The sequence below is a fragment of the Vibrio aquimaris genome (assembly GCF_009363415.1).
Lineage (GTDB): Bacteria > Pseudomonadota > Gammaproteobacteria > Enterobacterales > Vibrionaceae > Vibrio > Vibrio aquimaris.
Window position 1 is genome coordinate 226,755 of record NZ_CP045350.1, and the last position, 23,704, is coordinate 250,458.

Here is a 23,704-nt window from a genome sequence, read left to right on the forward strand (position 1 = left end):
TTATCATCAGTAGAGAATCAAGCAGCGCCAACAATGTTGGCCATGTCACCTTAAAAGCCGTTTTATCACCTAGAGCGATCTGTAATTTTATTATTCATCGCAAAGGAGAAGTATTATATCTAAATAATAAGCATAAAGTAGAATAGAAGGGCCGATATCGTCAAAAAACTGATAATTAACTCAATAAATTATTATATCAGCATAATATTCTAATGTTTATCCATTGTGATTTTTATTTTGGTTTTTTATTCTTATGTATTTGGTGTTTTTAGCATCAGATGCATTGGGGCTGTTGATTAAATCAGCCCCAAATCATAGTTTACTGCGACTATCCAGTGTTGCGCATTCCGGCTGCGATGCCCGCAATGGTTACCATCAGAGCCTCCTCTAGTTCAGGAGAAGCTGAGCTATTTTGGCGATTGCGGTACAGTAACTCCGCTTGTAGCATATTGAGAGGTTCAACATAGATGTTGCGTAAGCGGATGGACTCTTGTCCCCAAGGATCGCTTTGCATTAAATTTTCATTGTTTTCAACATTTAATACCGCTTTGATGTCTTTACTCAGCTGCTGGCGTAATTGTTCACCTAAAGGCTGCAATTTTTCTTCAACCAATCGCTCATCGTAATAGCGAGCGATCTCTAAATTGCATTTGGTGTAAACCATTTCCAGCATCCCAAGGCGAGTAGAAAAAAATGGCCACTCGCGACACATTTCCTCCAGTAGAGTTTGATGTCCTTTGTCGATAGAATGTTGAATCGCTTCACCAGCACCTAGCCAAGCGGGTAGGACTAAGCGATTCTGACTCCAAGAAAATATCCAAGGTATTGCACGTAGGCTCTCGACTCCGCCGTTTGGATTGCGTTTTGCCGGGCGAGATCCAAGTGGTAATTTGCCTAGCTCAAGCTCTGGTGTTGCTTGACGAAAATATGGTACGAAGTCAGGCTTACCTCGAACAATATTTCTATACGCTTCACAACTGACTTTAGACAGAAGATTCATCTGATCACGCCATGCTTTCTTCGGCTCAGGTGGCGGTAGTAAGTTAGCCTCTAAAATTGCGCTTGCATAAAGATTAAAGCTGTTTACTGCAACCTCTGGAAGTCCGAGTTTAAAGCGTATCATTTCACCTTGCTCAGTGACTCTTAATCCTCCTTTTAAGCTTTTAGGAGGTTGCGACAAAAGAGCTGCATGGGCTGGAGCGCCGCCACGTCCAATCGTTCCCCCTCGGCCATGGAATAAGGTCAGTTCAACGCCTTCTTCTTCTGCAACTTTGACCAATGATTCCATAGCATGATATTGAGCCCAACCAGCAGACATGACGCCAGCATCTTTTGCTGAGTCCGAATAGCCTATCATGACCATTTGATGGTTTTGGATAAAACCTCGGTATAAATCAATTCCCATCAGCTGTTTGACAACCGACTCAGCATTATTGAGGTCATCAAGTGTCTCAAACAGCGGGCATACATCCATACGATAGGGGCAACCTGCTTCTTGAAGTAATAAATGCACCGCGAGCACATCTGATGCCGTGCGAGCCATGGAAATCACATAGGCGCCAAATGCTTCACGTGGCTGAGTGGCGATAATTTTGCACGTATCAAGTACTTCTTGTACCGCTTCAGAAGGATGCCAATCTCTTGGTAGCAAAGGCCTTTTAGAAGCTAGCTCATTGGTTAGAAAAGCGATTTTATCTTGCTCATTCCAATGATTGTAATCTCCAATCCCTAGATAGCGAGTTAATTCTGATAATGCCTCTGAGTGGCGTGTACTTTCTTGGCGAATATCCAAACGAACCAAATGAACCCCAAAGGCTTTGATGCGGCGCAGTGTATCCAGTAGAGAGCCTTCCGCTATGATGCCCATGCCGCATTGATGTAATGACTGATAGCAGGCATAAAGAGGATCCCAAAGCTGCTCCACTTTTTGCAGTGGCGCTTTAATGGCAATTTTCTGGCCTTTGATTTTTCCATCAAGGATATGTTTGGTATCAGTTAGCAGCGAACGAAGCTGTTTAAGAATGGCGCGATAAGGTTCATGTTCATCTTCACCAGCCAGTGAGCGCACAGGCTCATTGCAGCGAGTCATGGAAAGTTCACTGATTAATTCATTGATATCATTGAGGTAGAGATCGGCCGCTTTCCAGCGAGATAGCAGCATGACTTCACGAGTAATGGTGTGTGTGACAAACGGATTACCGTCTCGGTCTCCCCCCATCCATGATGAAAAGTGAACGGGTCTCGCATCAATCGGCAAGCCTTCTTGTAGATACTCACGTACTTTCCCGTCTAATTCACGCAGAAAGTCTGGCACGGCTTCCCACAGTGAGTTCTCGACCACGGCGAAGCCCCATTTGGCTTCATCAAGGGGAGTAGGGCGCTGCTGACGTATCGTATCTGAGTGCCACCCCTGCGCGATTAATTGCTCAAGCCGGCGTTCGGTTTTTAACCGCTCTTTGCTTGAAAGCTCATTGAGATCGAGCTTTGATAAACACTTATTAATCTTGACCAGCTTGTTGATCATGGTGCGACGTGTGATTTCTGTTGGGTGCGCTGTGAGCACGAGTTCTATATTGAGATCACGAATAGCTTGGGCGGTATCTAGCTGACTAATACCATTTTGGTTGAGTTTTGAAAACAAAGCTTTAATGGCATCGGGTTCGTTGACATCTGTGTCACAGTGGCGAGAAATGGTGTGATATTGCTCTGCCATGTTGGTGAGGTTGAGAAATTGATTAAAGGCGTGAGCAACAGGGGTAAGTTGGTCGTCAGGTAGGTTTTTTATTTCTTCTATTAAGCTTTCTCTGTCTGATTTATTACCGGAGAGAGCAGATTTGGAAAGCTTACGAATAGTTTCTACTTTTTCCAGAAGGGCATCACCATGAGCATCTTTGATGGTATTACCCAATAAATGCCCCAGCATGCTCACATTGCTTCTGAGAGCAGAGTATTTTTCGTTCATTATTATCCTACCTTGTAAAAAAATTACATCCATTGTTCCTTGTTGAATAGACAATCTAGCGAAAAATATCAATGAGAGTCAAATACTCTTGCATAGTAGTGCAAAGGTTAACCTAGGCTCGCTAATTTCAGTATTAGGCTGCTTTTGCCCAATACTGAAAATTTATTACAAACTAGGGCCAGTGAAAAAGCGGCCTTTACTAAACTAGAAACAATATTTATGCATTGCTTTGGACAGTACGTCTATGGTCGGTTCGATAAACTCAAAGCCAAGATACTCATCGGGTTGGTGCGCTTGTTCTATTGAACCTGGGCCGAGGACAAGTGTTGGGCAAAGCTGCTGCAAGAAAGGCGCTTCAGTGCAATAGTTAACTGTTTCACTGTCTGTTCCAGATATTTCTTCCATCCCTTTTATAAACGGATGATTATGCTGACATTCATAACCAGGAATAGGCTCATGGAGAGCGGTGATTTCAATTCTTCCGGGACACTTTAGTTCAACTTCCTTTAACGCGCTGCGTAGCATATTGTCCAAACTATCTAAGCTAATTCCAGGTAATGGACGTACGTCGTAGTGCAGCTCACAACAGCCACAGATTCGATTAGCACTATCCCCGCCGTGTATATGACCAAGGTTGAGAGTGGGACTTGGAATGGCGAATCCTGGGTGGTGATAATCTTTAATAAGTCGGTCGCGCAGTTGCATCATGGCAAATAAGATTTCATGCATAATCTCAATCGCATTAACACCAAGAGCCGGATCAGATGAATGGCCTGATTTGCCCGTTACCCGGATAGAGTTAGCCATATGTCCTTTGTGGCCACGGATTGGCACTAGGCTGGTAGGCTCACCAATAATACAGTAATCAGGTTCAATAGGATTGTTATCAGTAAAATGCCGTGCACCGAGCATGGTTGTTTCTTCATCACATGTTGCCAGCACATATAAGGGCTTGGTTTGCTTGCTCCAGTCAACTTTTTTTACCGCTTCATAAATGAATGCGAAAAAACCTTTCATGTCAGCGGTGCCGAGCCCATAAAAGCGATTGTCAGCTTGGGTCAGTTTATGTGGATCGAAATTCCAACGCCCTTGGTCAAAAGGAACCGTATCGCTATGACCAGCAAGTAGCAGTCCGCCCTCGCCCGTTCCCTTTTTAGCCAGTAGGTTGAATTTCCCTGTCGAGACTTTGATTACGTCAGTTTCAAAGCCGAGTGATTGCATCCACGAGTCTAGTTTTTCAATCACATGTGCGTTGCCCTCATCCCAGCTTGGGTCAGTCGAACTGATTGATGAGGTGGATATCAGGCCTTGATAGACCTCGATAAAACTGGGTAGTTGCATAATTAGTTTCGCTTTGCCTGTTGACATAAATGATTAATGAAGGTAAAACACATAATAAATCAATTTATATGAATAAAAAACCGATATTGATGGTTATTTTAAGATTTATAATCATTAGTAACTGTAATTTTTAAAGGTTAGTCGGATGTTAGATATGCTCAAAACCACAATTATTGGTGCCAGCGGTTATACAGGGGCTGAGCTCGCCCTAATGGTGCATAAACACCCACAGCTTACATTATCGGGTTTATATGTCTCAGCCAAGAGTGTAGACGCAGGTAAATGTATTTCCCAATTGCATGGCAAGTTATCAGGCGTAGTGAACCACACAGTAGAAGCTTTGCACGATCCTGAGCTCGTGGCTGCTCAAAGTGATGTGGTATTTCTGGCAACCGATCACCAAGTCAGTCATGACTTAGCACCTATTTTCCTCGCTAAAGGTTGCCAAGTTTTTGATTTATCGGGTGCATTTAGAGTTAAGCAAGAAGGTTTTTATGAGCAGTTTTATGGCTTTGAGCATCAGCATGAAAATTGGTTAGATACTGCGGCTTACGGTCTGGCTGAGTGGAACAGCAATAGCATTAAGCAAGCTCAGTTGATTGCTGTGCCTGGGTGCTATCCCACAGCTTCACAGCTTGCGATAAAACCGCTGGTTGATGTGAAGCTTTTAGATGTTAGACAGTGGCCAGTAATTAACGCAACTAGCGGTGTATCGGGGGCTGGTCGTAAAGCATCCATGACCAACAGCTATTGTGAAGTTAGTTTGAAGCCTTACGGCGTATTTTCTCATCGTCACCAACCTGAGATTGCGACCCACCTTGGTACTGACGTTATATTCACTCCTCATCTTGGTAACTTTAAACGCGGTATTTTAGCAACAATCACCATGAAGTTGGCTCAAAGTGTGACTCAAGAATGCGTCGAAAAGGCATTTCAAATCGCCTACCAAGATAAACCTGCGGTTCGCTTACTATCTGCAGAATTACCCAGTATTCAGAATGTGGAGAATTCGCCATTTTGCGATATCGGCTGGAAGGTTCAGGGTGAACACATCATTGTTGTTTCTGCGATAGATAACTTACTTAAGGGTGCTTCGAGTCAGGCGATGCAATGCCTCAATATCCACTATGGATTTGCAGAATTAACTGCCCTTGTATAAACAAGCAGGCAAAAGGAAAAGTAATGACAGAGAACAAACAAACTCCATTGGTTATAAAGCTCGGCGGCGCTGCATTGTCATGCTCTAAGACATTGAGTCAGGTTTTTGGTGCGATTGCAGATTATCAAAGTTCGGCTCAGCGACCGATAGTCATTGTCCACGGAGGTGGCTACTTGGTGGATGAACTTATGGACAAGTTACAGCTGGAAACGGTCAAAAAAGACGGCTTGCGCGTAACACCCTATGAACAAATCCCTTTGATTACAGGCGCTTTGGCTGGGACCGCGAACAAGATGTTGCAAGGCCAAGCGATTAAGGATGGCTTGAATGCGATTGGCTTAAGCCTTGCCGATGGTGGTTTGTGTCAGGTTGAAGAGTTGGATCCCGAGCTTGGTGCAGTTGGTACAGCGACTCCGGGAAGCTCAATCCTATTACAAGCGGTTCTCGATAGTGGCGCTTTACCCATTATTAGTTCGATTGGCATCACGGCTAATGGACAGATGATGAATGTCAATGCCGATCAAGCAGCAGTCGCGGTGGCTGGAGCCTTGAACGCTGATCTTGTATTGCTATCGGATGTGAGCGGTGTACTTGATGGTAAAGGGCATCTTATAAATAGCCTTGATGATAAAGAAGCCCAAAGCCTTATCAATGGCCATGTGATCACCGATGGCATGATTGTCAAAGTTCAGGCGGCATTGGAAGCTGCCAATACGCTCGGACGCTCTATTGAGGTAGCAACTTGGCGCTATCCAGAGAAGCTCGCACAGCTATTTGCTGGGGACAGTATTGGCACCCAGTTTTTACCGAATAATTAAAGAATGATCGACAGCACTGACCGCCATGTGCAGGGCTGAAATTTTGGAGAGAAGTAGAAATGAATAAAGTAAAAGTCAGTAAAGTTGTTGTCGCATACTCTGGCGGTCTTGATACCTCGGTAATTATCCCGTGGCTGAAAGAAAACTATGATTGTGAAGTGGTAGCTTTTGTTGCTGATGTGGGACAAGGTGCTGAAGAGTTAGAGGGTATTGAAGCAAAAGCCAAAGCATCTGGGGCCTCTGAATGTTATGTTGCTGATCTTAAAGAAGCTATGGTTGCGGATTACATCTATCCGACCTTAAAAACAGGGGCTTGTTATGAAGGTAAATACTTACTCGGTACTTCAATGGCTCGTCCTATTATTGCAAAAGCGCAGGTAGAGGTTGCACGCAAAGTAGGTGCGGATGCTTTGTGTCATGGATGCACTGGCAAGGGTAACGATCAAGTGCGTTTTGAGGGTGCATTTGCAGCCTTAGCTCCTGATCTGCATGTTATTGCTCCGTGGCGCGAATGGGATCTTGTTAGTCGTGAAGAGTGTCTTGATTACCTTGCGGAGCGTAATATCCCCTGTACTGCTTCTCTAACTAAAATATATTCAAGAGATGCGAATGCTTGGCATATTTCAACGGAAGGCGGCGTACTTGAAGATACTTGGAATCACCCTAATGAGGATTGCTGGGTTTGGACTGTTGACCCTGAACAAGCGCCAAATGAAGCAGAGTATGTCACTTTAAAAGTAGAGAAGGGTGAGGTGGTAAGTGTCGATGGTGAAAATATGACGCCATACAATACCCTTGTTTACCTGAATCAAAAAGGCGCCAAGCATGGTATTGGCCGCATTGATATCGTTGAAAACCGTTTGGTTGGAATGAAGTCTCGCGGCTGCTATGAGACCCCTGGGGGCACTATAATGATGGAAGCTCTGCGTGCGGTGGAGCAATTGGTGCTTGATAAAACCGCTTTTGAATTTCGTGAAGAGCTTGGTGTAAAAGCTTCGCACCTAGTATACGACGGCCGTTGGTTTACGCCTTTATGCAAATCAATTTTGGCCGCATCAGAAGAATTGGCTCAGGATGTTAATGGAGAAGTAGTGATCAAACTGTATAAAGGCCAAGCCACTGTAACGCAGAAACGTTCTGAAAACAGCTTATACTGTGAAGAGTTTGCAACTTTTGGTGAGGATGAAGTGTATGATCAGAGTCATGCTGAGGGCTTTATTCGCCTTTATTCTTTGTCCAGCCGTATTCGCACACTTAAACATCAGAATAATTAATAGCAGATAATTAACACAAGCCCATTTGCTTTGCGAATGGGCTTTTTTGTTTACTTTATCTCGGTTCAAAATAAATTTATTTGAATAAATATGTATAAATAATGAATTTATACTTTATTTTTTGCTCGAATTGCCGTAACTTTGCAGAATATGATTAAAACTGGGTAGAACCCAGGTTGATGTAGAAAACGAAGCTGTTCATCGAGTAAATGAGCACTGGTAATCAGGAGAGACGCAATGGCATTATGGGGCGGAAGATTTACCCAAGCAGCAGACACAAGATTCAAGGAATTTAACGATTCATTGCGCTTTGATTACCGATTGGCAGAGCAAGATATCGTTGGCTCTATTGCTTGGTCTAAAGCATTGTTATCTGTCGGTGTTTTATCTGAGCAAGAGCAACAAAAGCTAGAGTTAGCCTTGAATGAGCTAAAACTGGCGGTTATGGAAGATCCGCATCAGATCCTAAGCTCTGATGCAGAAGATATCCACTCTTGGGTTGAGCAGCAGTTAATTGGCAAGGTTGGCGATCTCGGTAAAAAACTTCATACCGGCCGGTCTCGTAATGATCAGGTGGCGACTGACCTCAAATTATGGTGTCGTCAACAAGGCCAGCAGCTACTTATGGCTTTGGACCGTTTGCAATCACAAATGGTTTCTGTGGCTAAGGAGCACCAAGCGACTGTGTTGCCTGGTTACACGCATCTGCAACGTGCTCAGCCTGTCACTTTTGCACACTGGTGCCTAGCTTATGTCGAAATGTTTGAAAGAGACTATTCACGCCTGCAAGATGCGATTAAACGTTTAGATACCTGCCCCCTAGGTTCTGGCGCGTTAGCTGGAACCGCGTATCCGATTGACAGGGAAAAGCTGGCTCATAACTTAGGTTTTCATCGTGCAACTCGTAATTCACTTGATTCAGTATCTGATCGCGATCACGTGATGGAGCTGATGTCAGTGGCCTCCATTTCTATGCTGCACTTATCTCGTCTGGCCGAAGATATGATCTTTTATAATTCTGGTGAGTCCAACTTTATTGAGCTTGCAGATACAGTAACCTCAGGCTCATCTTTGATGCCACAAAAGAAGAACCCAGATGCATTGGAATTGATCCGTGGTAAGACTGGCCGCGTTTACGGTTCACTTGCTGGCATGATGATGACAGTAAAAGCGCTTCCGCTTGCCTACAACAAGGACATGCAAGAAGACAAGGAAGGATTGTTTGACGCTTTAGATACTTGGAACGATTGCATGGAGATGGCTGCTCTGTGTTTTGATGGGATAAAAGTTAACGAGCAGCGTACGTTAGAAGCGGCTAAACAAGGGTATGCGAATGCGACTGAGTTGGCGGATTATCTTGTAGCTAAAGGTATTCCGTTTCGTGAGGCTCATCATATTGTTGGTGTTGCGGTTGTCGGCGCAATTGCTAAGGAATGTGCGCTTGAAGAACTATCAATCTCAGAGCTGAAGGAATTTTCCCCTGTCATCGAAGATGACGTTTATGACATCTTAACCATCGACTCATGTTTGGAAAAACGCAGTGCCTTAGGCGGAGTATCACCAAAGCAGGTTGCTCATGCGGTTGAACAAGCCGAAGGTCGTTTGATTGCTCGTGATGCCTACGCTGTGAATGTTCGTCCAGCGCGTTTAACGGATATAGAATCTTTGGAAGGTATGGTGGCGTATTGGGCAAACATGGGAGAAAACTTGCCACGTTCTCGCAGCGAGTTGATTCGTGATATTGGGTCATTTGCGGTAGCCGAGCATCACGGTGAAGTGACAGGATGTGCTTCTCTTTATGTGTATGATTCAGGATTGGCAGAAATACGCTCATTAGGTGTTGAGGCTGGCTGGCAGGGCCAAGGCCAAGGGAGTGCTATTGTACATTACTTGGTTGAGAAAGCCCGCCAAATGGCGATTAAGAAAGTATTTGTCCTGACCCGAACTCCAGAGTTCTTTATGAAGATACAATTTTTGCCAACCTCTAAATCCTTATTGCCTGAAAAAGTCTTGAAAGACTGCGAGCAGTGTCCTCGTCAGCATGCGTGTGATGAAGTCGCACTGGAGATTAACTTGGTTGAGAAATCTATAGCGCGAGCGAATGTTGCATAATAAGTCGCGTAGTTTTTAAAAAGATCAAAAAAGATCGCATTTTTGTGGAACCTTATCCAAAAAGCAGGGTCTATTAAAATACCACTGCTTTTTCTTAGAATTATCTAAGAGAGCCCCAAGACCGAAATTGGTTTTGGGGCTTTTTTTCGCTTGTTGCTTCGAAAAATGAGCTCAAGTTTTGATGTTAAATTTGCTTCTTCGCCAAGGGAGAATAACAAAGCGCATCCAGAGATGAAGAAAGAGTAGGGAGTGAAAAGCAAATCCTGCTACCAGTATCGATATAGATTCGATGGATTTAGGGCTGTGCTTTCCTAGATACCACCAGAGTACCCAAGTTATTATCGAAAGACAGGCTAGCTGGATCATGCAGCGCTGACATCGCCCCACCTTTTTCCAAAACCAAGGTTTCTCACAGTATTTGCATGCCATAAGGTAGATTGCTTACCAGTTTCACTAAAATCATTTGTTAGCTTAGTTGAAAGCGATTTTTGAGTAAATTTTTACCTGTATAAGATAAAAATAAAGCGAGCCATGTGGCTCGCTAACAATGTATTGGTTATACGAGTTCTAACAACCAGGCCCACAGTCAAGGCAGTGCTTGATCATCTCTGGCCCTAGGTGCAGTTTCGCATTGAGATCACGTAACGCAGTCCTAACACCTTCTTCTATCACTGGGTGGTAAAAGGGCATATCCAGCATTTCGGATATCGTCATTTTGTTTTGGTGTGCCCAAGCGAGTAGGTGGGCTAAATGTTCGGCGTTTGGCCCAATCATCTCTGCTCCAAGGAAGCGTCCCGTCCCTTGTTCACCATAAACATGTAATAGACCTTGATTGCGCAGCATGACTCGCGAGCGGCCTTGGTTTTCAAAAGATACCGCACCGGTCGCAAAGCAGCCGCAGTTTCCTAGCCGAGTTTCAAGCTGCTTGAAACTTTCTCCTACCATAGCGATTTGAGGGTCGGAGAACACAGCCGAAATGGATGAACGGCGAAGTCCTGCGCGGATGTCTGGGTAGCGTCCGGCGTTATCGCCTGCTATGCGTCCTTGATCGGCGGCTTCGTGTAACAAAGGGATTTGGTTACTTGCATCACCAGCAATAAATATATTGTCTGCCGAGGTTTGCAGTGTGTAGTGGTCAGCCGTAGGTACACCACGTTCATCTAACTCAATGGATGTATTTTCGAGTCCAAGCTTATCCACATTTGGTCGACGACCTGTTGCGGCAAGAACGTAATCAACGATAAAGGTCTCAAGTTCACCATCATGGTTGATAAATTGGATTTCAACTTTATCTTCTTTCGAACCATCGGAAGCTGCGATACGCTTCATTTGTTCCACTTTGACGTCGGCATCCAAATAAAACTCTTGTTTAAATGCTTTATCAGCATAGCTCATCACTTCTGGGTCAGTCAGTGGACCAACTTGGCCGCCGAGACCAAACAACTTAATCTCAACACCGAGGCGGTGTAAAGCTTGGCCAAGCTCCAATCCAATAACACCAGGACCAAATACAGCAACAGATTTTGGTAAGTCATCCCAGTCAAAAACATCATCGTTAATGACTAGGCGATCTCCCAGCTCATTCCAAACATTTGGGTAAGCAGGTCGAGAACCTGTTGCAATTACAATACGCTTGGCGGTTACTTGAGTGTGTCCATCGATATTTAGCGTGTTGTTATCAACAAACTGAGCATAACCAACAATTTTGTCTTGGGCGGGTATTTCATCGACCCCTTCTAGAACAAAGCCAACGAAACGATCGCGTTCCCTTTTGACCCTGTCCATCACTTCACGGCCATTGATAGTAATATTGCCTTGTGGATGAACACCAAACTGTGGTGCTTTCTCAATTTGGTGCACACTTTCGGCTGCTGCTATCAGAAGTTTCGATGGCATACAACCGACTCTAGCGCAAGTGGTGCCGTATGGGCCACCTTCAATCATAACCACGCTTGAGGTATGCGCTTTGGCCGCGCGATAGGCACCTAAACCAGCAGTTCCACCGCCAATCACTGCAACATCGACATTAAGCTGTTTCATTTTCTATTCCTGTCAGATAAACCACCGAAGCAACTTATTGCTTCGGTGATGATATTGAGTATCGCGCTTGGCACTGGAGCTCAGAGCGCAAAGGTAGTGAGGTATACCCCCAATAGATTGTTAGCCTAGGTAAGACTCGAGCTCTTCACTGCCGCCTATATGTTTTCCACCAATGAAAACTTGTGGTACGGTTGCGCGACCTGAGATAGCACGTAAGCTGACCGTAGTTGCATCTTTGCCCAAGATAACTTCTTCGTATTGAAGATTATGGTCGATCAAACTCTGTTTTGCTTTAGCGCAGAAAGGACAGCCAGGTTTACTGAAAACAGTAATAGATTCTTGAGTCTTGTGATCAGGGGCAATATAGCCAAGCATGGTATCTGCGTCAGAGACTTTGAATGGGTCGCCAGGCTCATTCGGTTCAATGAACATTTTTTCAACCACGCCATTTTTGACTAGCATGCTATAGCGCCATGAGCGTTTGCCAAAGCCGATGTCATTTTTCTCAACAAGCATTCCCATACCATCAGTGAATTCGCCATTACCATCAGGTAAGAAGGTGATATTGGTCGCTTCTTGATCGGCTTTCCAAGCATTCATTACAAAGGTGTCATTGACAGAAACACACAAGATTTCATCTACGCCATGCTCTTTGAACACTGGAAATAATTCATTGTAGCGTGGCAGGTGGCTTGAAGAACAAGTAGGAGTGAAGGCACCTGGTAGACTAAATACAATCACAGTCTTGTCTTTAAAAATATCGTCACTGGTGACGTTTACCCAAGCATCGCCTTGACGAGTTGGGAATGTGACTTGTGGTACTGCATGGCCTTCTTTCGATGTAAACATTACTGATTCCTTTGAAAAGATTAAAAATTGTATCAGCAGCTGATGTGCTTGATGTCGATGGAGCTATTATTTGAAATTTACTTTGATAGCTCCAATCGTTAGATGCTATGGTATCGATAGGTTTTTTCTATTTTTATAGGTAAATGAAAAAATGAATATCCGTGATTTTGAGTATTTGGTGGCTCTGGCAGAACATAATCATTTCCGTAAAGCCGCGGAAGCGTGCTTCGTCAGTCAACCGACCTTGAGCGGCCAAATTCGTAAATTGGAGGATGAGATAGGCACGGCCTTATTAGAGCGAAGCAGTCGGCGCGTTTTATTCACTGACGCCGGTCTTCAGTTGGTTGGGCAAGCCAAGCGAGTTTTATCTGAGGTGAAAACCTTCCGTGATATGGCGAGCGGCCAAGGAAAAGCCATGACAGGCCCTATGCATATCGGCTTTATCCCAACCGTTGGCCCTTACTTACTGCCTAAAATTGTCCCTGTACTAAAAGAGCAATTTCCTGAGCTTGAATTGTTTTTACATGAGGCTCAGACTAATCAACTGGTTAGGCAGTTAGAAGATGGTAAGTTAGATTGTTTAGTTTTGGCTTCTGTAGCTGAAACCGAGCCATTTAAGGAAATTGAAGTTTATGAAGAGCCACTGAGTATTGCCGTTCCTTGTGATCATCCATGGGCAAAGCTAGATAAAGTCGATATGTTGGAGTTGAATGGTAAAACGGTATTAGCTTTAGGTGATGGGCATTGTCTTAGAGATCAAGCACTAGGCTTTTGTTTTGCTGCTGGAGCAAAAGATGATGAGCGTTTTAAAGCGACCAGCCTTGAAACATTGCGTAACATGGTCGCTGCAGGTGCGGGTATTACCTTGTTACCTGAATTATCTTTACCCAAAGAAAAATATAAAGATGGGGTGTGTTATGTGAAAGCGACAAACCCAGTGCCTTCTCGAAGCATTGTCGTCGCTTATCGCCCTGGCTCTCCACTACGAGCTCGTTTTGAACAATTAGCTGAAGCTATAAAGCAGCAGTTAGAGAAGAAATAATCTCTAGGCGTGAAAAGATACTAATCTTTTTAACGCGGCTTGTTGGAATACTCCCGATAGTTTTATATCGGGAGATATCACTTAGAAGAGTTCTTCGTTTTCTGCTGAGGTATAGATACTGTCTGTCACTTCATCGCTGACAAAGTCTTTTGGTTCTGTACCTTCCAGGAAATACTCAAACATCGAACTTGCATCAAACTTATTAGTCAATAAGCCTGAGTTACGATCGATTCTCACCCTGACAATATTGGCAGGAATTTCTTTTTCCTGAGATGGAACGCCAGCCAAAGCGACTTTCATAAAATCGACCCAAGCGGGCTGGGCTGTTCTAGCACCAGCTTCTACGCCCGAATTTTGATCTTTACCAAGATTGCTGTTGGGTACAGTGCGTCCTAGCTTACGAGTATGGTCGTCAAAGCCTACCCAAGAAATTGCCACCATACCGGGACCATAGCCATTATACCAAGTGTCCTTGGAATCGTTGGTTGTACCGGTTTTACCACCAATATCTCGGCGTTTGAGCGCTTGCGCTCTCCATCCAGTTCCGTTCCAGCCGGTACCTTCACTCCAGTTGCCTCCCCCCCAAATGTTGCTGTACATCATCTCTCGGACCAAAAATGCGGTTTGCTCTGAAATGACTTGAGGGGCATATTGGGCACTCTGCTCAACATCAATGGGATCAATGTCCTGCTCTAAAAACTCATTACTTTGCTCATCTGAGCCTTCAGAAAAGCATGAGTCACGACAAATTATTTTAGGCTTCGCCTCAAACTCTAAATCACCAAAAGGGCCTTCGACTTTACTGATGTAATAGGGCTCGACATAGTAGCCACCGTTGGCAAATACCGAGTATCCTTGCGCCATCTTCATCGGAGTTAAGCTGCCTGCGCCGAGCGCTATAGTCTCAGAGCGAGGTAACTGATCAATGTCAAAGCCAAAGCGAGTCAAATATTGGCGTGTTTCATCGAGTCCAACCTCTCGTAGCACTCGAACAGCCATGACATTTTTGGATTGAGCAAGGCCAATTCGTAAGCGGGTCGGTCCTATATATGTTGGCGGGGAGTTTTTCGGACGCCACGCTGTACCTTGGCTTTTATCCCACTGGTTAATCGGGGCATCGTTCACTAAGGTTGCGAGAGTTAACCCTTTATCTATAGCTGCGGAGTAAATAAAAGGTTTAATACTTGAGCCAACTTGTCTTACTGATTGAGTGGCACGATTAAACTTATTGTGGACAAAGTTGAATCCACCAATAAGAGAGAGAACAGCACCATTTTCAGGGTTCATTGCGACAAAGGCAGTATTCGCATTGGGTACTTGGCTTAGATGCCAGGTTGTACTTTGCTCTTGGTTATCAGTAAGTGTCTCAATTGGGCGCACCCAAATCTGTTCTCCTGCCGTAAGCAATTCAGTGGCTGAGCTTGGGGCTGGTCCTTGTCGCTCATCAGTCAAAAACTTACGAGCCCACTTGATACCGTCCCAATCTAGGGTTTGAGCGCCTTGATTTTTTACCCAAACTTTAGCTTGCTGAGCTGTGACACTGGTTACTACCGCAGGAGTTAGCTCACCGTATGTGGGAACTTTGGATAGTATCTTATCCATTTCTTGAGTGTTTAGTGGTGTCTGACCTTCTTGCCAAAGAACTTTTTCTGCACCTCGGTAGCCGTGTCTTTCATCGTAGGCAATTAAGTTGTTGATACTGGCCTCATTCGCGGCTGACTGCAGCTTAGAATCGACGGTAGTATAAACATTCATGCCTGATGTATATGCTTCTTCTCCATATCGAGACACCATCCAAGCACGCGCGAGTTCGGCAACATAAGGTGCATTAAGCTCTATTTCTGCGCCGTGATAACGGGAAATAATGACCTCATTTCGTGCTTGGTCGTATTCGGCTTGAGTGATGTATTCTTCATTCAACATGCGCTGGAGGACAACATTTCTCCGATTGGTTGCACGCTCAATGGAGTAGATCGGGTTCATAGTCGAAGGTGCTTTTGGCATGCCTGCAAGAGTTGCAACTTCGCTCAGGGTGAGATCCTTTAAATCTTTGCCAAAGTACGTTTGTGCTGCTGCGCCAAAACCATAAGAACGGTAACCCAAGAAAATCTTATTGACATACAACTCCATAATCTCTTGCTTGCTGAGTAGTTGTTCAATATGAATAGCAATAAAAATCTCTTTAATTTTACGCATAATCTTCTTCTCGTTTGAGAGGAAAAAATTACGTGCCAGCTGCTGAGTAATAGTACTTGCGCCCTGTTTTGCTGAGCCTGAAACGGCGACGACAAGTGCAGCACGGGTAATACCAATTGGATCAATGCCCGGGTGTTCGTAGAAGCGACTGTCTTCAGTTGCTATCAGTGCTTCGATTAGGTGAGGTGGAGTTTCGTCATAAGTGACAGGTATGCGTCGCTTTTCCCCAAACTGAGAGATGAGTTTGCCGTCTTGACTAAATATCTGCATAGGCGTTTGCAGTTTTACATCTCTTAATGTTGCAACATCGGGCAACTCAGGTTTGACATAAAGATAGAAACCAAAAATGGTTCCAATCCCAAGCAGTGTGCAAACCAATACGAAAATAAACAATCGCTTTATGAACTTCACCGGAGAATCCCTGATTAATTACGCTTACGTTATGCAAACTCTTACAGTTTAAGCTAAAAACGTAGCTCATATGTGTTTATGTTCCCACAAAATCAATGATTTAAATTAGTGGGTGACGCTAACCTGACGGAGCTGAGCTGCATGAGTCAATCATTCATTACGGGCGTTGATATTGGCCACAAGTTTATTAAAGCTGTGGTTTTAAAGCCCGGAAAAAACACTTGCAAACTTGTTGGTTGTTATCAAGTGTCGGTTGACGCGGACATTCTTACTGATAATGACAGGTCAAATTATCAGGAAATTGTAAAGAAACTCAAAGAACTAAGAAAGGCTTTACCATTATTTAGTCGTAAAGTTTGTCTGAGCATTCCAGATAATATGGTAATAACTAAGCAATTACAGTTAGATAGCCGATTAAATCAAGATGAATTTCAATTTGCTATCAAGCAGGCGCTCTCTGAGCATTTAGTGATAGACCCAAACCAACTCTACTTTGATTTTGTAGCTTTGCCCAGTCATAGCGAAACGCATAGCAGGGTTTATCAAGTATGCGCTGCTCATAAACATAATATTGACGACCTGATGTCCGTTTGTTCTCAAGCAAGATTGAAACCTTTATTCATTAACCCATGCTCATTCAATCTGATGCAAATTTGGCGAAATGCGGTTGCTCACTATCAACAAGATAGCTGGTTACTTATTGAGTTAAATAGTTTCCAGTTGGCAGTTTATTTTGAATCTGAGCTGCAAGGTTGTGTGTATCATGAGTTTGAGGCTGGCAGCACGAAAGTCACACTGAGCAATGGGCTTAGAAGCTTATATCTGCATATACAGCTATCGAATATCAAGCCTGAAGGCGTATGGCTGACAGGTGAATCTCGCTTGAGTTCTGAGTTAGTACTAGAGTCGATTCCTGAGTGGAAGCTTACCTGTATCGTTCTGCCTTTGTTGAAATTGGTGGAGTCTAATATCAACAACCAACCCCTATTATTCGGTGAATTTTCTCGAGCTTTGGGACTGGCTCTTAGCGGTAAGCAATGGTTGGAGAGCCTCGATGATACATAACATCAACCTTGTTCCTTGGAGAGAGAGGCATCATAGAGAACAATTGCGCCGGCTGATCCTTGGTTTGTGTTTGGTTACAGCGTTGGGCATTTTTATCAGTTGTGAACTGACATATTACCTTGCATCACAAGTCGCCATTCAGCAGTTAAGGGTGTTGAAGCTGAATGAGCGAATTCAATGGCTTGAGCAAAGAAAAAAGCAAGTCTATTCGCTGCGTCAGGATATAGACACAATTAAAGCTAACATTAATCACTTGGCGAGATTAGATGCTAAGCGCTCTTATCCTCTTATTACTATGCATACTTTAGCGGAGTTGATACCAGAAGACGTTTATTTCAATCATATTAGTTTGAGCGGCGCACGAGTTGATGTTCAAGGGGTTGCTACAACCGTGAAGGGAATTGACACGCTTCTTACCAATCTTAGTGAATCTTCTCAAACGCATTCGGTACGGATGTCAGAGCTGCGTTCTTATCAGCAAGATGCTCGACTCGGCTATCAATCATTTTCGCTGCAATTTTCTTTGGTTGAAGATGCTTATGATTGAGTCAAATTACTTTGCCTCTCTTTCGATTACTAAGCTTAGCCGAGTAGTCCGAGTCTGTTTGCTTGGTGGCTACCTAGCCTTTGTCTTAATGGTTGGTTTTTTGCTTTATATGCGGCCACATATGGTCTTACTCGGCTCTTTGCTAAGTAAAGAGCGTCTATCAAAGCAAACGCTAGACTCAACCAGTAGCACTGTGTTGCCCTATGAAAAACTACAGAGTGAGCTAAGAGCACTGCAAAAAATAGAAAGTCGATTGAAGGAGCAATTATCGTCTCCTGCAAGGCTGCCAGAAGTGGTTAAAGATTTAAGCGCGTTAGCAGAGCAAAATTCTTTGCAGATATCGAGCATTATTCAAACCGGCATAGAAAAAGCCAATGATAGGTTTAATCCAGAACTTGAAATTGAGCTTTATGGTGAGTATCGAGATTTAGTCGCCTTTTTTCATTTTGTCTCTAATGCCCCTTCTTTTATTCAGTTTAAAAGTATTGATTGGACTAGGCGTAAGGGAGAAGGTGATGGCCTGCGTATGAAGGGGACACTTACTCTTTGTATGGGGAGTTTTGAACTTGATAGCAAGAGCTAAAATTGTTGTGTTGTTGTGTGGTTTTTTATTTGGCTGCAAAGCGAGTCAAGAACCTTTGTTATTAGAAGTCAGTGATACACCGATAGATGTATCTGAACCTATTAGTGACGTTGCGCAGCTGCATAGTGGCTTTCCCCGTTATAGTTTGGATGCATCCTTTGAACTAAAACGCGATCCTTTTTCTATTCCAGAGTCGATTAATAAAGCCACCCACTCAAGTAATCAATGCCCGCAGTCTGATAACTTTTCAAATAACAATTCGATCAATTTGCCATTGGATGATTTGAGATTAGCTGGGGTTATCGGGCGAAAAACAGACTATATCGCTTTAATTGAGCTTCCTAGTGGAGGTGTAATAAGAGTAGTTATTGGACAGAGGATTGGTCTTGAACAGAACATAATAACCGACATTAGTTCAAAGGTACTCACGATAAGCCGATGGACTCTGGAGGATGGGCAATGTCAATTGGTAGTAGACACTAGATTAAAAATCTCACGTTAGGATTAACTAAATGGAGAAAAACAGAATTGGTAAAAGTTGGCCCTTATTGATTGGCTTATTTTTCTATTGTCAGTTTGTCCACGCGAAGGAACATTCCCCTTCTTATCAAGATAACATTCAAAAAGTGGATATCAGTGACCGCAGGCTATCGGTTAACTTTGAAGATATTCCTGTACGGAGTGTGTTGCAGCATATAGCTGATTACAGCGACGTTAATATCGTGGTGTCTGATTCTGTATCTGGGTCTGTGACGTTAAGGCTCAACGATGTTTACTGGTCGCAACTGCTCGATATGATTCTGTTGGTTAAGGGCCTTGATAAACGCCAGATTGGTGATGGTTTGTTGGTATTTAAAAAATCAGATGCAAATTTCATTGATAATGCATTAGTGTCTGAACCGCAATCATTGCAGTCTGCAATTATTGCCATGCGGTTTGCCAATGCCACAGAGATCGCCGCAATATTAGGAGGTGATGCGGCAACCTCCATGCTGTCAGAGCACGGCGCTATTTCTGTAGATACAAGAACCAATGCGCTCTTGATTCGCGATCAAGCTACTCATATTGAGGCGATGAAAGTCATTATCTCGGCACTCGATGTACCTGTAAAACAAGTACAAATAGAAGCGCGTATTGTGAGTTTGAGTGAAGGTGATGTTCAAGAGCTGGGTGTTCGTTGGGGAATCAATACGATTAAGGGCAATTATACTCTTGGTGGTTCGATAGAAAATAATTTATCAAACATAAGATTATATTCAGAAGGTGAATCCAGCATTGATGACTTCCTTAATGTTGATCTTTCAGTTGCATCTAACACTGCCTCGACAATTGCTTTTCAAGTCGCTAAATTGAGTAGTGGAGTCTTGCTTGATCTTGAGTTATCGGCGCTGCAAAGAGAGTCAAGAGCTGAGGTTATTTCTAGCCCACGTTTGATTACTACCAACAAGCAAGCTGCGTACATAGAACAAGGTACAGAAATTCCTTATTTGGAAGCAGCTTCGAGTGGTGCTACCAGCGTTAACTTTAAAAAGGCGGTATTAAGCCTCAAGGTAACGCCTCAGATAACCGCTGATAATCGCCTGATCCTTGACCTTAAGGTTACGCAAGATAGGCCGGGCCAAGTTGTGAAAACAGGCACAGGTGAAGCTGTCGCCATAGATACTCAACGCATTGGTACTCAGGTACTGGTTAATGATGGCGAGACGATAGTGTTGGGCGGCATTTATCAACATAGTGTGTCAGATGCCGTTGATAAAGTGCCACTTTTGGGCGATATTCCGTTATTAGGAGGGCTTTTTCGTCGGAGTTATCAGCAAATGGGAAAAAGTGAACTGCTTATTTTTGTCACACCGACTTTGATTACTCCTTAAGACAATAGAGCAAATTAATAGGGTGTTAATTGCATGAAACTTAAGCATAAATAATAATTATCCCCTAACAAATCCAAAATGAGATGAAAATAAATTTGCAATAGTGTCACCTTACCTAGATAATTTCGGGTCTTATCACGAATTATCTGTGAGGAATTGGTGCCACAGGCATATCTTGGGCTGGATTTATCCGGCTTTCTTGTGGCGATGTCATTGAATTAACGTTGTAAATTACTGCTAAACATGGCTGAAAAACGCAATATTTTTCTTGTTGGACCTATGGGTGCTGGCAAAAGTACAATTGGTAGACATCTCGCTCAACAGCTTCATATGGAGTTTGTGGATTCGGATACCGTAATTGAAGAACGAACAGGCGCTGATATCGCTTGGGTATTTGACGTAGAAGGTGAAGACGGCTTTCGTGTGCGCGAAGAAAGGGTGATCAACGATCTGACCGAAGAGCAAGGTATTGTTCTGGCGACAGGTGGAGGTTCAATCAATAGCAAAGAAAACCGTAATCGTCTTTCTGCGCGCGGAATTGTTGTTTATCTGGAAACAACAATAGAAAAGCAACTTGCACGTACTAATCGTGATAAAAAACGTCCTTTATTACAGACGGATAACCCGCGAGATGTGCTAGAGTCGCTAGCTGGTGAACGTAACCCTCTTTATGAGGAAATTGCGGACTACACAGTACGAACTGACGATCAAAGTGCAAAAGTGGTAGCCAACCAGATTGTAAAAATGCTAGAAGAACGTTAATACGTTAAATATTAGCAACTGGAGAATACCCATGGAAAGGATTACGGTCAGCTTAGGTGAGCGTAGCTATCCAATTTCAATTGGCGCCGGATTATTTAGTGATCCGGCCCACCTTTCATTTTTATCTGCCAAACAAAAAGTGGTTGTGATCACTAACGTCACGGTTGCTCCATTATATGCACATAAAATACTAACTCTTCTTGAACACATTGGCTGTGAGGCATCAGTGCTTGAATTACCTGATGGTGAGCAATATAAATCACTGGATACCTTCAATACCGTCATGAGCTATTTGCTCGAAGGTAATTATGCTCGTGACGTGGTGGTAATTGCTCTTGGTGGCGGGGTTATTGGTGATCTTGTTGGGTTTTCGGCAGCCTGTTATCAACGTGGCGTTGATTTTATCCAGATCCCGACGACTCTGCTATCTCAAGTTGATTCATCTGTTGGCGGCAAAACTGCGGTCAATCATAAGTTAGGCAAGAATATGATAGGAGCTTTCTATCAGCCTAAATCTGTTATTATTGATACTGATTGTCTGAAAACCTTACCAGCGAGAGAGTTTGCTGCAGGCATTGCTGAAGTGATTAAATACGGGATTATCTACGACGAGGCATTTTTTGTCTGGTTGGAAGATAACCTTGACGACTTATATGCGTTAGATGAGCAAGCTTTGACCTATGCGATTTCACGTTGTTGCCAAATCAAAGCTGAGGTGGTTGCAAAGGACGAAAAAGAGTCTGGTATTCGCGCCTTGCTTAATCTTGGCCATACATTTGGCCATGCGATTGAGGCTGAGTTGGGTTATGGTAAGTGGCTCCATGGTGAGGCGGTGTCTTCCGGTACCTTGATGGCGGCGAAAACAGCTGAGCTGCAAGGGCTTATTACACCACAGCAAGTGGAGCAAATTCTCTCTATACTAAAAAAAGCACAATTGCCTGTGCATACACCAGACACCATGACTTTTGACGACTTCATGAAACACATGATGCGTGACAAGAAAGTACTTTCTGGTGAGCTGCGTTTAGTGTTACCTACTGGAATTGGTAGCGCCGAAGTTGTGAAAGGTGTGCCTGAATCGATTATTCGACAAGCGATCGATTTTTGTCGCGATATTTGAGTTGTTTGCTTTAGACAGTAGACTGTCATTAGGATGGTTTGAATGAGTTTGACGCATGAATCCCGTGTGTTGGAGTTAGATACTCAGGTAGAACTGCTTGAGCGCATGCAATTGCTAACCAATTTTGGTTCTAATTTAGTCACGGTTGGTGGTGCGCCCGGTGCAGGTAAATCATGGTTAGCCCAACGTTATTTGGAAGCTTGGGCGTCGGATAAAAACCAATCTTTGTTAATGTGTCATCCTAATCAGGATGACCAGCAACGCAGAACCATGGTTTTGACTCAGCTTTTTTCTGAGCCGATGTTTGATCCTACTGACCCTTTAACTGACAGCTTTGCTCGCCAAATAGGTGAAGAGGGCTGTGATGTTGTCATCGTTATCGATGACGCTCAGCAGTTGAAGGAGGCGTTTGTTTCAGAGTTATGGATGTTGGTTCTTGAGGCACAGGACAAACCTAGTTGGACAATCAATGTGGTATTATTTACCCAATCTAATTCGCTTGATGTACTGTTGACGCGTTTGAGTTATGGCCAAGACCACAAGCCCATAGATTTAGAAATAGATCCATTGACTCAGGATGAAGCCGACCGCTTTTTTGAACACCTTGTGATTCGTTTTGTCGAAGATGAAAGAGAAAAGCGTGTACGTAACGCATATCGGACTGTTGCCCTTCGGCCGGGCGACATTATGGCTTTAGGGGATCATAAAGTGGAAAAAAGGATTATTATCCGTTCAATCATTGGCTCACCAATGAATATCGCTCTGTTAGTCATCGCTATACTTCTTCTTATTGGAGGAGGATATTGGTGGCTTATGGTACAGCCTTCGCCCGAAGATAAGATGCATCAAGTTGAGGACACTCAGGATAAGACAGTACTTCCAGCCTCGCCTGTTAATACTGAAGCTGATACATCATTGTCTAATCTTGATACCGACAAGAGTAGTGACATGGACAGCGCAGTAATTTCTGCAGAGGATGACTCTCAGGCACTACCGCCTAAAGTGACAGAGCAAGCCTCTAGTGTCGGTAGTGGTCAAGATGGGCAACAGCGTGTTGTGATCACATCAGATGTGGTTGATGCTCTGATAGAAGGTAAACCTGAAAATGCCAGCACAGCTGAAAATCAAAATGTGGTGAGTAAATCCGGTATTCGTATTTTGCCAGCCAAGACAGAAAATGCTCCTGTTGCTGTCGTATCTGAACCAGAAAAGCCCACTAAACCTGTTGTTTCCTTTTCATTTACTAAGGATGAACTAAAGAATTTTTCTGTGCGCAGCTACACATTGCAACTAGCCGCTATTCAGTCTTTAGAAGAAGTACAAGAATTTCTGGATAAACATAAGCTAGCAGGGAGCGTATATATCTATCCTACAGTGCGAAACGGCGCTGATTGGTACATCATCACTTACCAAAACTACCCAACAATTCAAGTTGCTAGAGATGCCGTGGAGTCCTTGCCTGCCGATATACAGCAGTTGGACCCTTGGGCTAAGTCACTTAGTCAGGTACATAGAGAAATCGATCGAGTGAAATAACGCTGAGCCGAGATGG

General features: G+C 43.7%; 19 protein-coding genes. 13 read left to right on the plus strand and 6 right to left on the minus strand.

Features of this window, described 5'->3' with window-relative positions:
* Positions 1 to 328: 328 nt before the first annotated feature.
* Both ppc and argE read right to left on the minus strand, forming a co-directional pair.
* On the minus strand, positions 329 to 2,962 hold the full coding sequence (gene ppc, locus FIV01_RS01065) for a phosphoenolpyruvate carboxylase (protein WP_152429361.1): 2,634 nt from the start codon (positions 2,960 to 2,962) through the stop codon (positions 329 to 331).
* Positions 2,963 to 3,166: 204 nt separating this feature from the next.
* The gene (gene argE / locus FIV01_RS01070) at positions 3,167 to 4,303 is read right to left on the minus strand and encodes an acetylornithine deacetylase (RefSeq protein ID WP_152429362.1); all 1,137 of its coding nucleotides are present in this window, start codon (positions 4,301 to 4,303) and stop codon (positions 3,167 to 3,169) included.
* A gap of 154 nt (positions 4,304 to 4,457) precedes the next feature.
* On the opposite strand from argE, the gene argC reads away from it, so the two are divergent.
* The 4 genes from argC (at position 4,458) to argH (ending at position 9,666) form a co-directional block, all read left to right on the plus strand.
* Positions 4,458 to 5,462 carry an N-acetyl-gamma-glutamyl-phosphate reductase gene (gene argC, locus FIV01_RS01075; RefSeq protein ID WP_152431621.1) on the plus strand — a complete coding sequence of 335 codons (1,005 nt, stop codon included), beginning with the start codon at positions 4,458 to 4,460 and terminating at the stop codon, positions 5,460 to 5,462.
* A gap of 23 nt (positions 5,463 to 5,485) precedes the next feature.
* Positions 5,486 to 6,280 carry an acetylglutamate kinase gene (argB, locus tag FIV01_RS01080; RefSeq protein WP_152429363.1) on the plus strand — a complete coding sequence of 265 codons (795 nt, stop codon included), beginning with the start codon at positions 5,486 to 5,488 and terminating at the stop codon, positions 6,278 to 6,280.
* 59 nt (positions 6,281 to 6,339) lie between these two features.
* A complete protein-coding gene (locus FIV01_RS01085) occupies positions 6,340 to 7,554 on the plus strand; it encodes an argininosuccinate synthase (protein WP_152429364.1) in 1,215 nt (404 codons plus the stop codon).
* Between the two features lie 237 nt (positions 7,555 to 7,791).
* The gene (gene argH / locus FIV01_RS01090) at positions 7,792 to 9,666 is read left to right on the plus strand and encodes an argininosuccinate lyase (RefSeq protein WP_152429365.1); all 1,875 of its coding nucleotides are present in this window, start codon (positions 7,792 to 7,794) and stop codon (positions 9,664 to 9,666) included.
* Between the two features lie 171 nt (positions 9,667 to 9,837).
* On the opposite strand, the gene FIV01_RS01095 is transcribed toward argH, so the two are convergent.
* The 3 genes from FIV01_RS01095 to FIV01_RS01105 all read right to left on the minus strand — a co-directional run bounded on the left by FIV01_RS01095 (position 9,838) and on the right by FIV01_RS01105 (position 12,555).
* Positions 9,838 to 10,095, minus strand: a complete 258-nt coding sequence (locus tag FIV01_RS01095) for a DUF3624 domain-containing protein (RefSeq protein WP_152429366.1) — start codon at positions 10,093 to 10,095, stop codon at positions 9,838 to 9,840.
* Positions 10,096 to 10,233: 138 nt separating this feature from the next.
* On the minus strand, positions 10,234 to 11,706 hold the full coding sequence (locus FIV01_RS01100; protein ID WP_152429367.1) for a dihydrolipoyl dehydrogenase: 1,473 nt from the start codon (positions 11,704 to 11,706) through the stop codon (positions 10,234 to 10,236).
* A gap of 120 nt (positions 11,707 to 11,826) precedes the next feature.
* A complete protein-coding gene (locus FIV01_RS01105; protein ID WP_152429368.1) occupies positions 11,827 to 12,555 on the minus strand; it encodes a glutathione peroxidase in 729 nt (242 codons plus the stop codon).
* A 151-nt stretch (positions 12,556 to 12,706) separates the two neighbouring features.
* Here FIV01_RS01105 and oxyR point away from each other — a divergent pair, with 151 nt between their 5' ends.
* Positions 12,707 to 13,597, plus strand: a complete 891-nt coding sequence (gene oxyR, locus FIV01_RS01110) for a DNA-binding transcriptional regulator OxyR (RefSeq protein ID WP_152429369.1) — start codon at positions 12,707 to 12,709, stop codon at positions 13,595 to 13,597.
* 81 nt (positions 13,598 to 13,678) lie between these two features.
* Here oxyR and FIV01_RS01115 read toward each other — a convergent pair whose 3' ends face one another.
* A complete protein-coding gene (locus tag FIV01_RS01115) occupies positions 13,679 to 16,204 on the minus strand; it encodes a penicillin-binding protein 1A (RefSeq protein ID WP_152429370.1) in 2,526 nt (841 codons plus the stop codon).
* 141 nt (positions 16,205 to 16,345) lie between these two features.
* Between FIV01_RS01115 and pilM the strand changes: the two genes are divergently transcribed.
* The 8 genes from pilM (at position 16,346) to FIV01_RS01155 (ending at position 23,688) form a co-directional block, all read left to right on the plus strand.
* A complete protein-coding gene (pilM, locus tag FIV01_RS01120; RefSeq protein WP_152429371.1) occupies positions 16,346 to 17,269 on the plus strand; it encodes a type IV pilus biogenesis protein PilM in 924 nt (307 codons plus the stop codon).
* Complete coding sequence (locus tag FIV01_RS01125) at positions 17,259 to 17,816, plus strand: PilN domain-containing protein (RefSeq protein WP_152429372.1); 558 nt, start codon at positions 17,259 to 17,261, stop codon at positions 17,814 to 17,816. The genes pilM and FIV01_RS01125 overlap by 11 nt, the downstream gene beginning before the upstream one ends.
* Entirely contained in the window at positions 17,809 to 18,399 is a 591-nt protein-coding gene (gene pilO, locus FIV01_RS01130; RefSeq protein ID WP_172971801.1) for a type 4a pilus biogenesis protein PilO, read from the plus strand. Before FIV01_RS01125 ends, pilO begins: the two co-directional genes overlap by 8 nt.
* Positions 18,383 to 18,901, plus strand: a complete 519-nt coding sequence (locus FIV01_RS01135; protein WP_172971802.1) for a pilus assembly protein PilP — start codon at positions 18,383 to 18,385, stop codon at positions 18,899 to 18,901. The genes pilO and FIV01_RS01135 overlap by 17 nt, the downstream gene beginning before the upstream one ends.
* A 10-nt stretch (positions 18,902 to 18,911) precedes the next feature.
* On the plus strand, positions 18,912 to 20,270 hold the full coding sequence (locus tag FIV01_RS01140) for a type IV pilus secretin PilQ (RefSeq protein ID WP_152429375.1): 1,359 nt from the start codon (positions 18,912 to 18,914) through the stop codon (positions 20,268 to 20,270).
* A 243-nt stretch (positions 20,271 to 20,513) separates the two neighbouring features.
* Entirely contained in the window at positions 20,514 to 21,032 is a 519-nt protein-coding gene (gene aroK / locus FIV01_RS01145; protein WP_152429376.1) for a shikimate kinase AroK, read from the plus strand.
* Positions 21,033 to 21,063: 31 nt separating this feature from the next.
* Positions 21,064 to 22,152 carry a 3-dehydroquinate synthase gene (gene aroB, locus FIV01_RS01150; protein ID WP_152429377.1) on the plus strand — a complete coding sequence of 363 codons (1,089 nt, stop codon included), beginning with the start codon at positions 21,064 to 21,066 and terminating at the stop codon, positions 22,150 to 22,152.
* A gap of 42 nt (positions 22,153 to 22,194) precedes the next feature.
* On the plus strand, positions 22,195 to 23,688 hold the full coding sequence (locus tag FIV01_RS01155) for an SPOR domain-containing protein (protein ID WP_152429378.1): 1,494 nt from the start codon (positions 22,195 to 22,197) through the stop codon (positions 23,686 to 23,688).
* Positions 23,689 to 23,704 lie beyond the last annotated feature (16 nt).

Excerpts from the sequence above, each read along its gene's own strand:
- ppc (WP_152429361.1), bottom strand. The coding sequence starts at position 2,962 with ATGAACGAAAAATACTCTGCTCTCAGAAGCAATGTGAGCATGCTGGGG.
- argE (WP_152429362.1), bottom strand. The coding sequence starts at position 4,303 with ATGCAACTACCCAGTTTTATCGAGGTCTATCAAGGCCTGATATCCACC.
- argC (WP_152431621.1), top strand. The coding sequence starts at position 4,458 with ATGCTCAAAACCACAATTATTGGTGCCAGCGGTTATACAGGGGCTGAG.
- argB (WP_152429363.1), top strand. The coding sequence starts at position 5,486 with ATGACAGAGAACAAACAAACTCCATTGGTTATAAAGCTCGGCGGCGCT.
- FIV01_RS01085 (WP_152429364.1), top strand. The coding sequence starts at position 6,340 with ATGAATAAAGTAAAAGTCAGTAAAGTTGTTGTCGCATACTCTGGCGGT.
- argH (WP_152429365.1), top strand. The coding sequence starts at position 7,792 with ATGGCATTATGGGGCGGAAGATTTACCCAAGCAGCAGACACAAGATTC.
- FIV01_RS01095 (WP_152429366.1), bottom strand. The coding sequence starts at position 10,095 with ATGGCATGCAAATACTGTGAGAAACCTTGGTTTTGGAAAAAGGTGGGG.
- FIV01_RS01100 (WP_152429367.1), bottom strand. The coding sequence starts at position 11,706 with ATGAAACAGCTTAATGTCGATGTTGCAGTGATTGGCGGTGGAACTGCT.
- FIV01_RS01105 (WP_152429368.1), bottom strand. The coding sequence starts at position 12,555 with ATGTTTACATCGAAAGAAGGCCATGCAGTACCACAAGTCACATTCCCA.
- oxyR (WP_152429369.1), top strand. The coding sequence starts at position 12,707 with ATGAATATCCGTGATTTTGAGTATTTGGTGGCTCTGGCAGAACATAAT.
- pilM (WP_152429371.1), top strand. The coding sequence starts at position 16,346 with ATGAGTCAATCATTCATTACGGGCGTTGATATTGGCCACAAGTTTATT.
- FIV01_RS01125 (WP_152429372.1), top strand. The coding sequence starts at position 17,259 with ATGATACATAACATCAACCTTGTTCCTTGGAGAGAGAGGCATCATAGA.
- pilO (WP_172971801.1), top strand. The coding sequence starts at position 17,809 with ATGATTGAGTCAAATTACTTTGCCTCTCTTTCGATTACTAAGCTTAGC.
- FIV01_RS01140 (WP_152429375.1), top strand. The coding sequence starts at position 18,912 with ATGGAGAAAAACAGAATTGGTAAAAGTTGGCCCTTATTGATTGGCTTA.
- aroK (WP_152429376.1), top strand. The coding sequence starts at position 20,514 with ATGGCTGAAAAACGCAATATTTTTCTTGTTGGACCTATGGGTGCTGGC.
- aroB (WP_152429377.1), top strand. The coding sequence starts at position 21,064 with ATGGAAAGGATTACGGTCAGCTTAGGTGAGCGTAGCTATCCAATTTCA.
- FIV01_RS01155 (WP_152429378.1), top strand. The coding sequence starts at position 22,195 with ATGAGTTTGACGCATGAATCCCGTGTGTTGGAGTTAGATACTCAGGTA.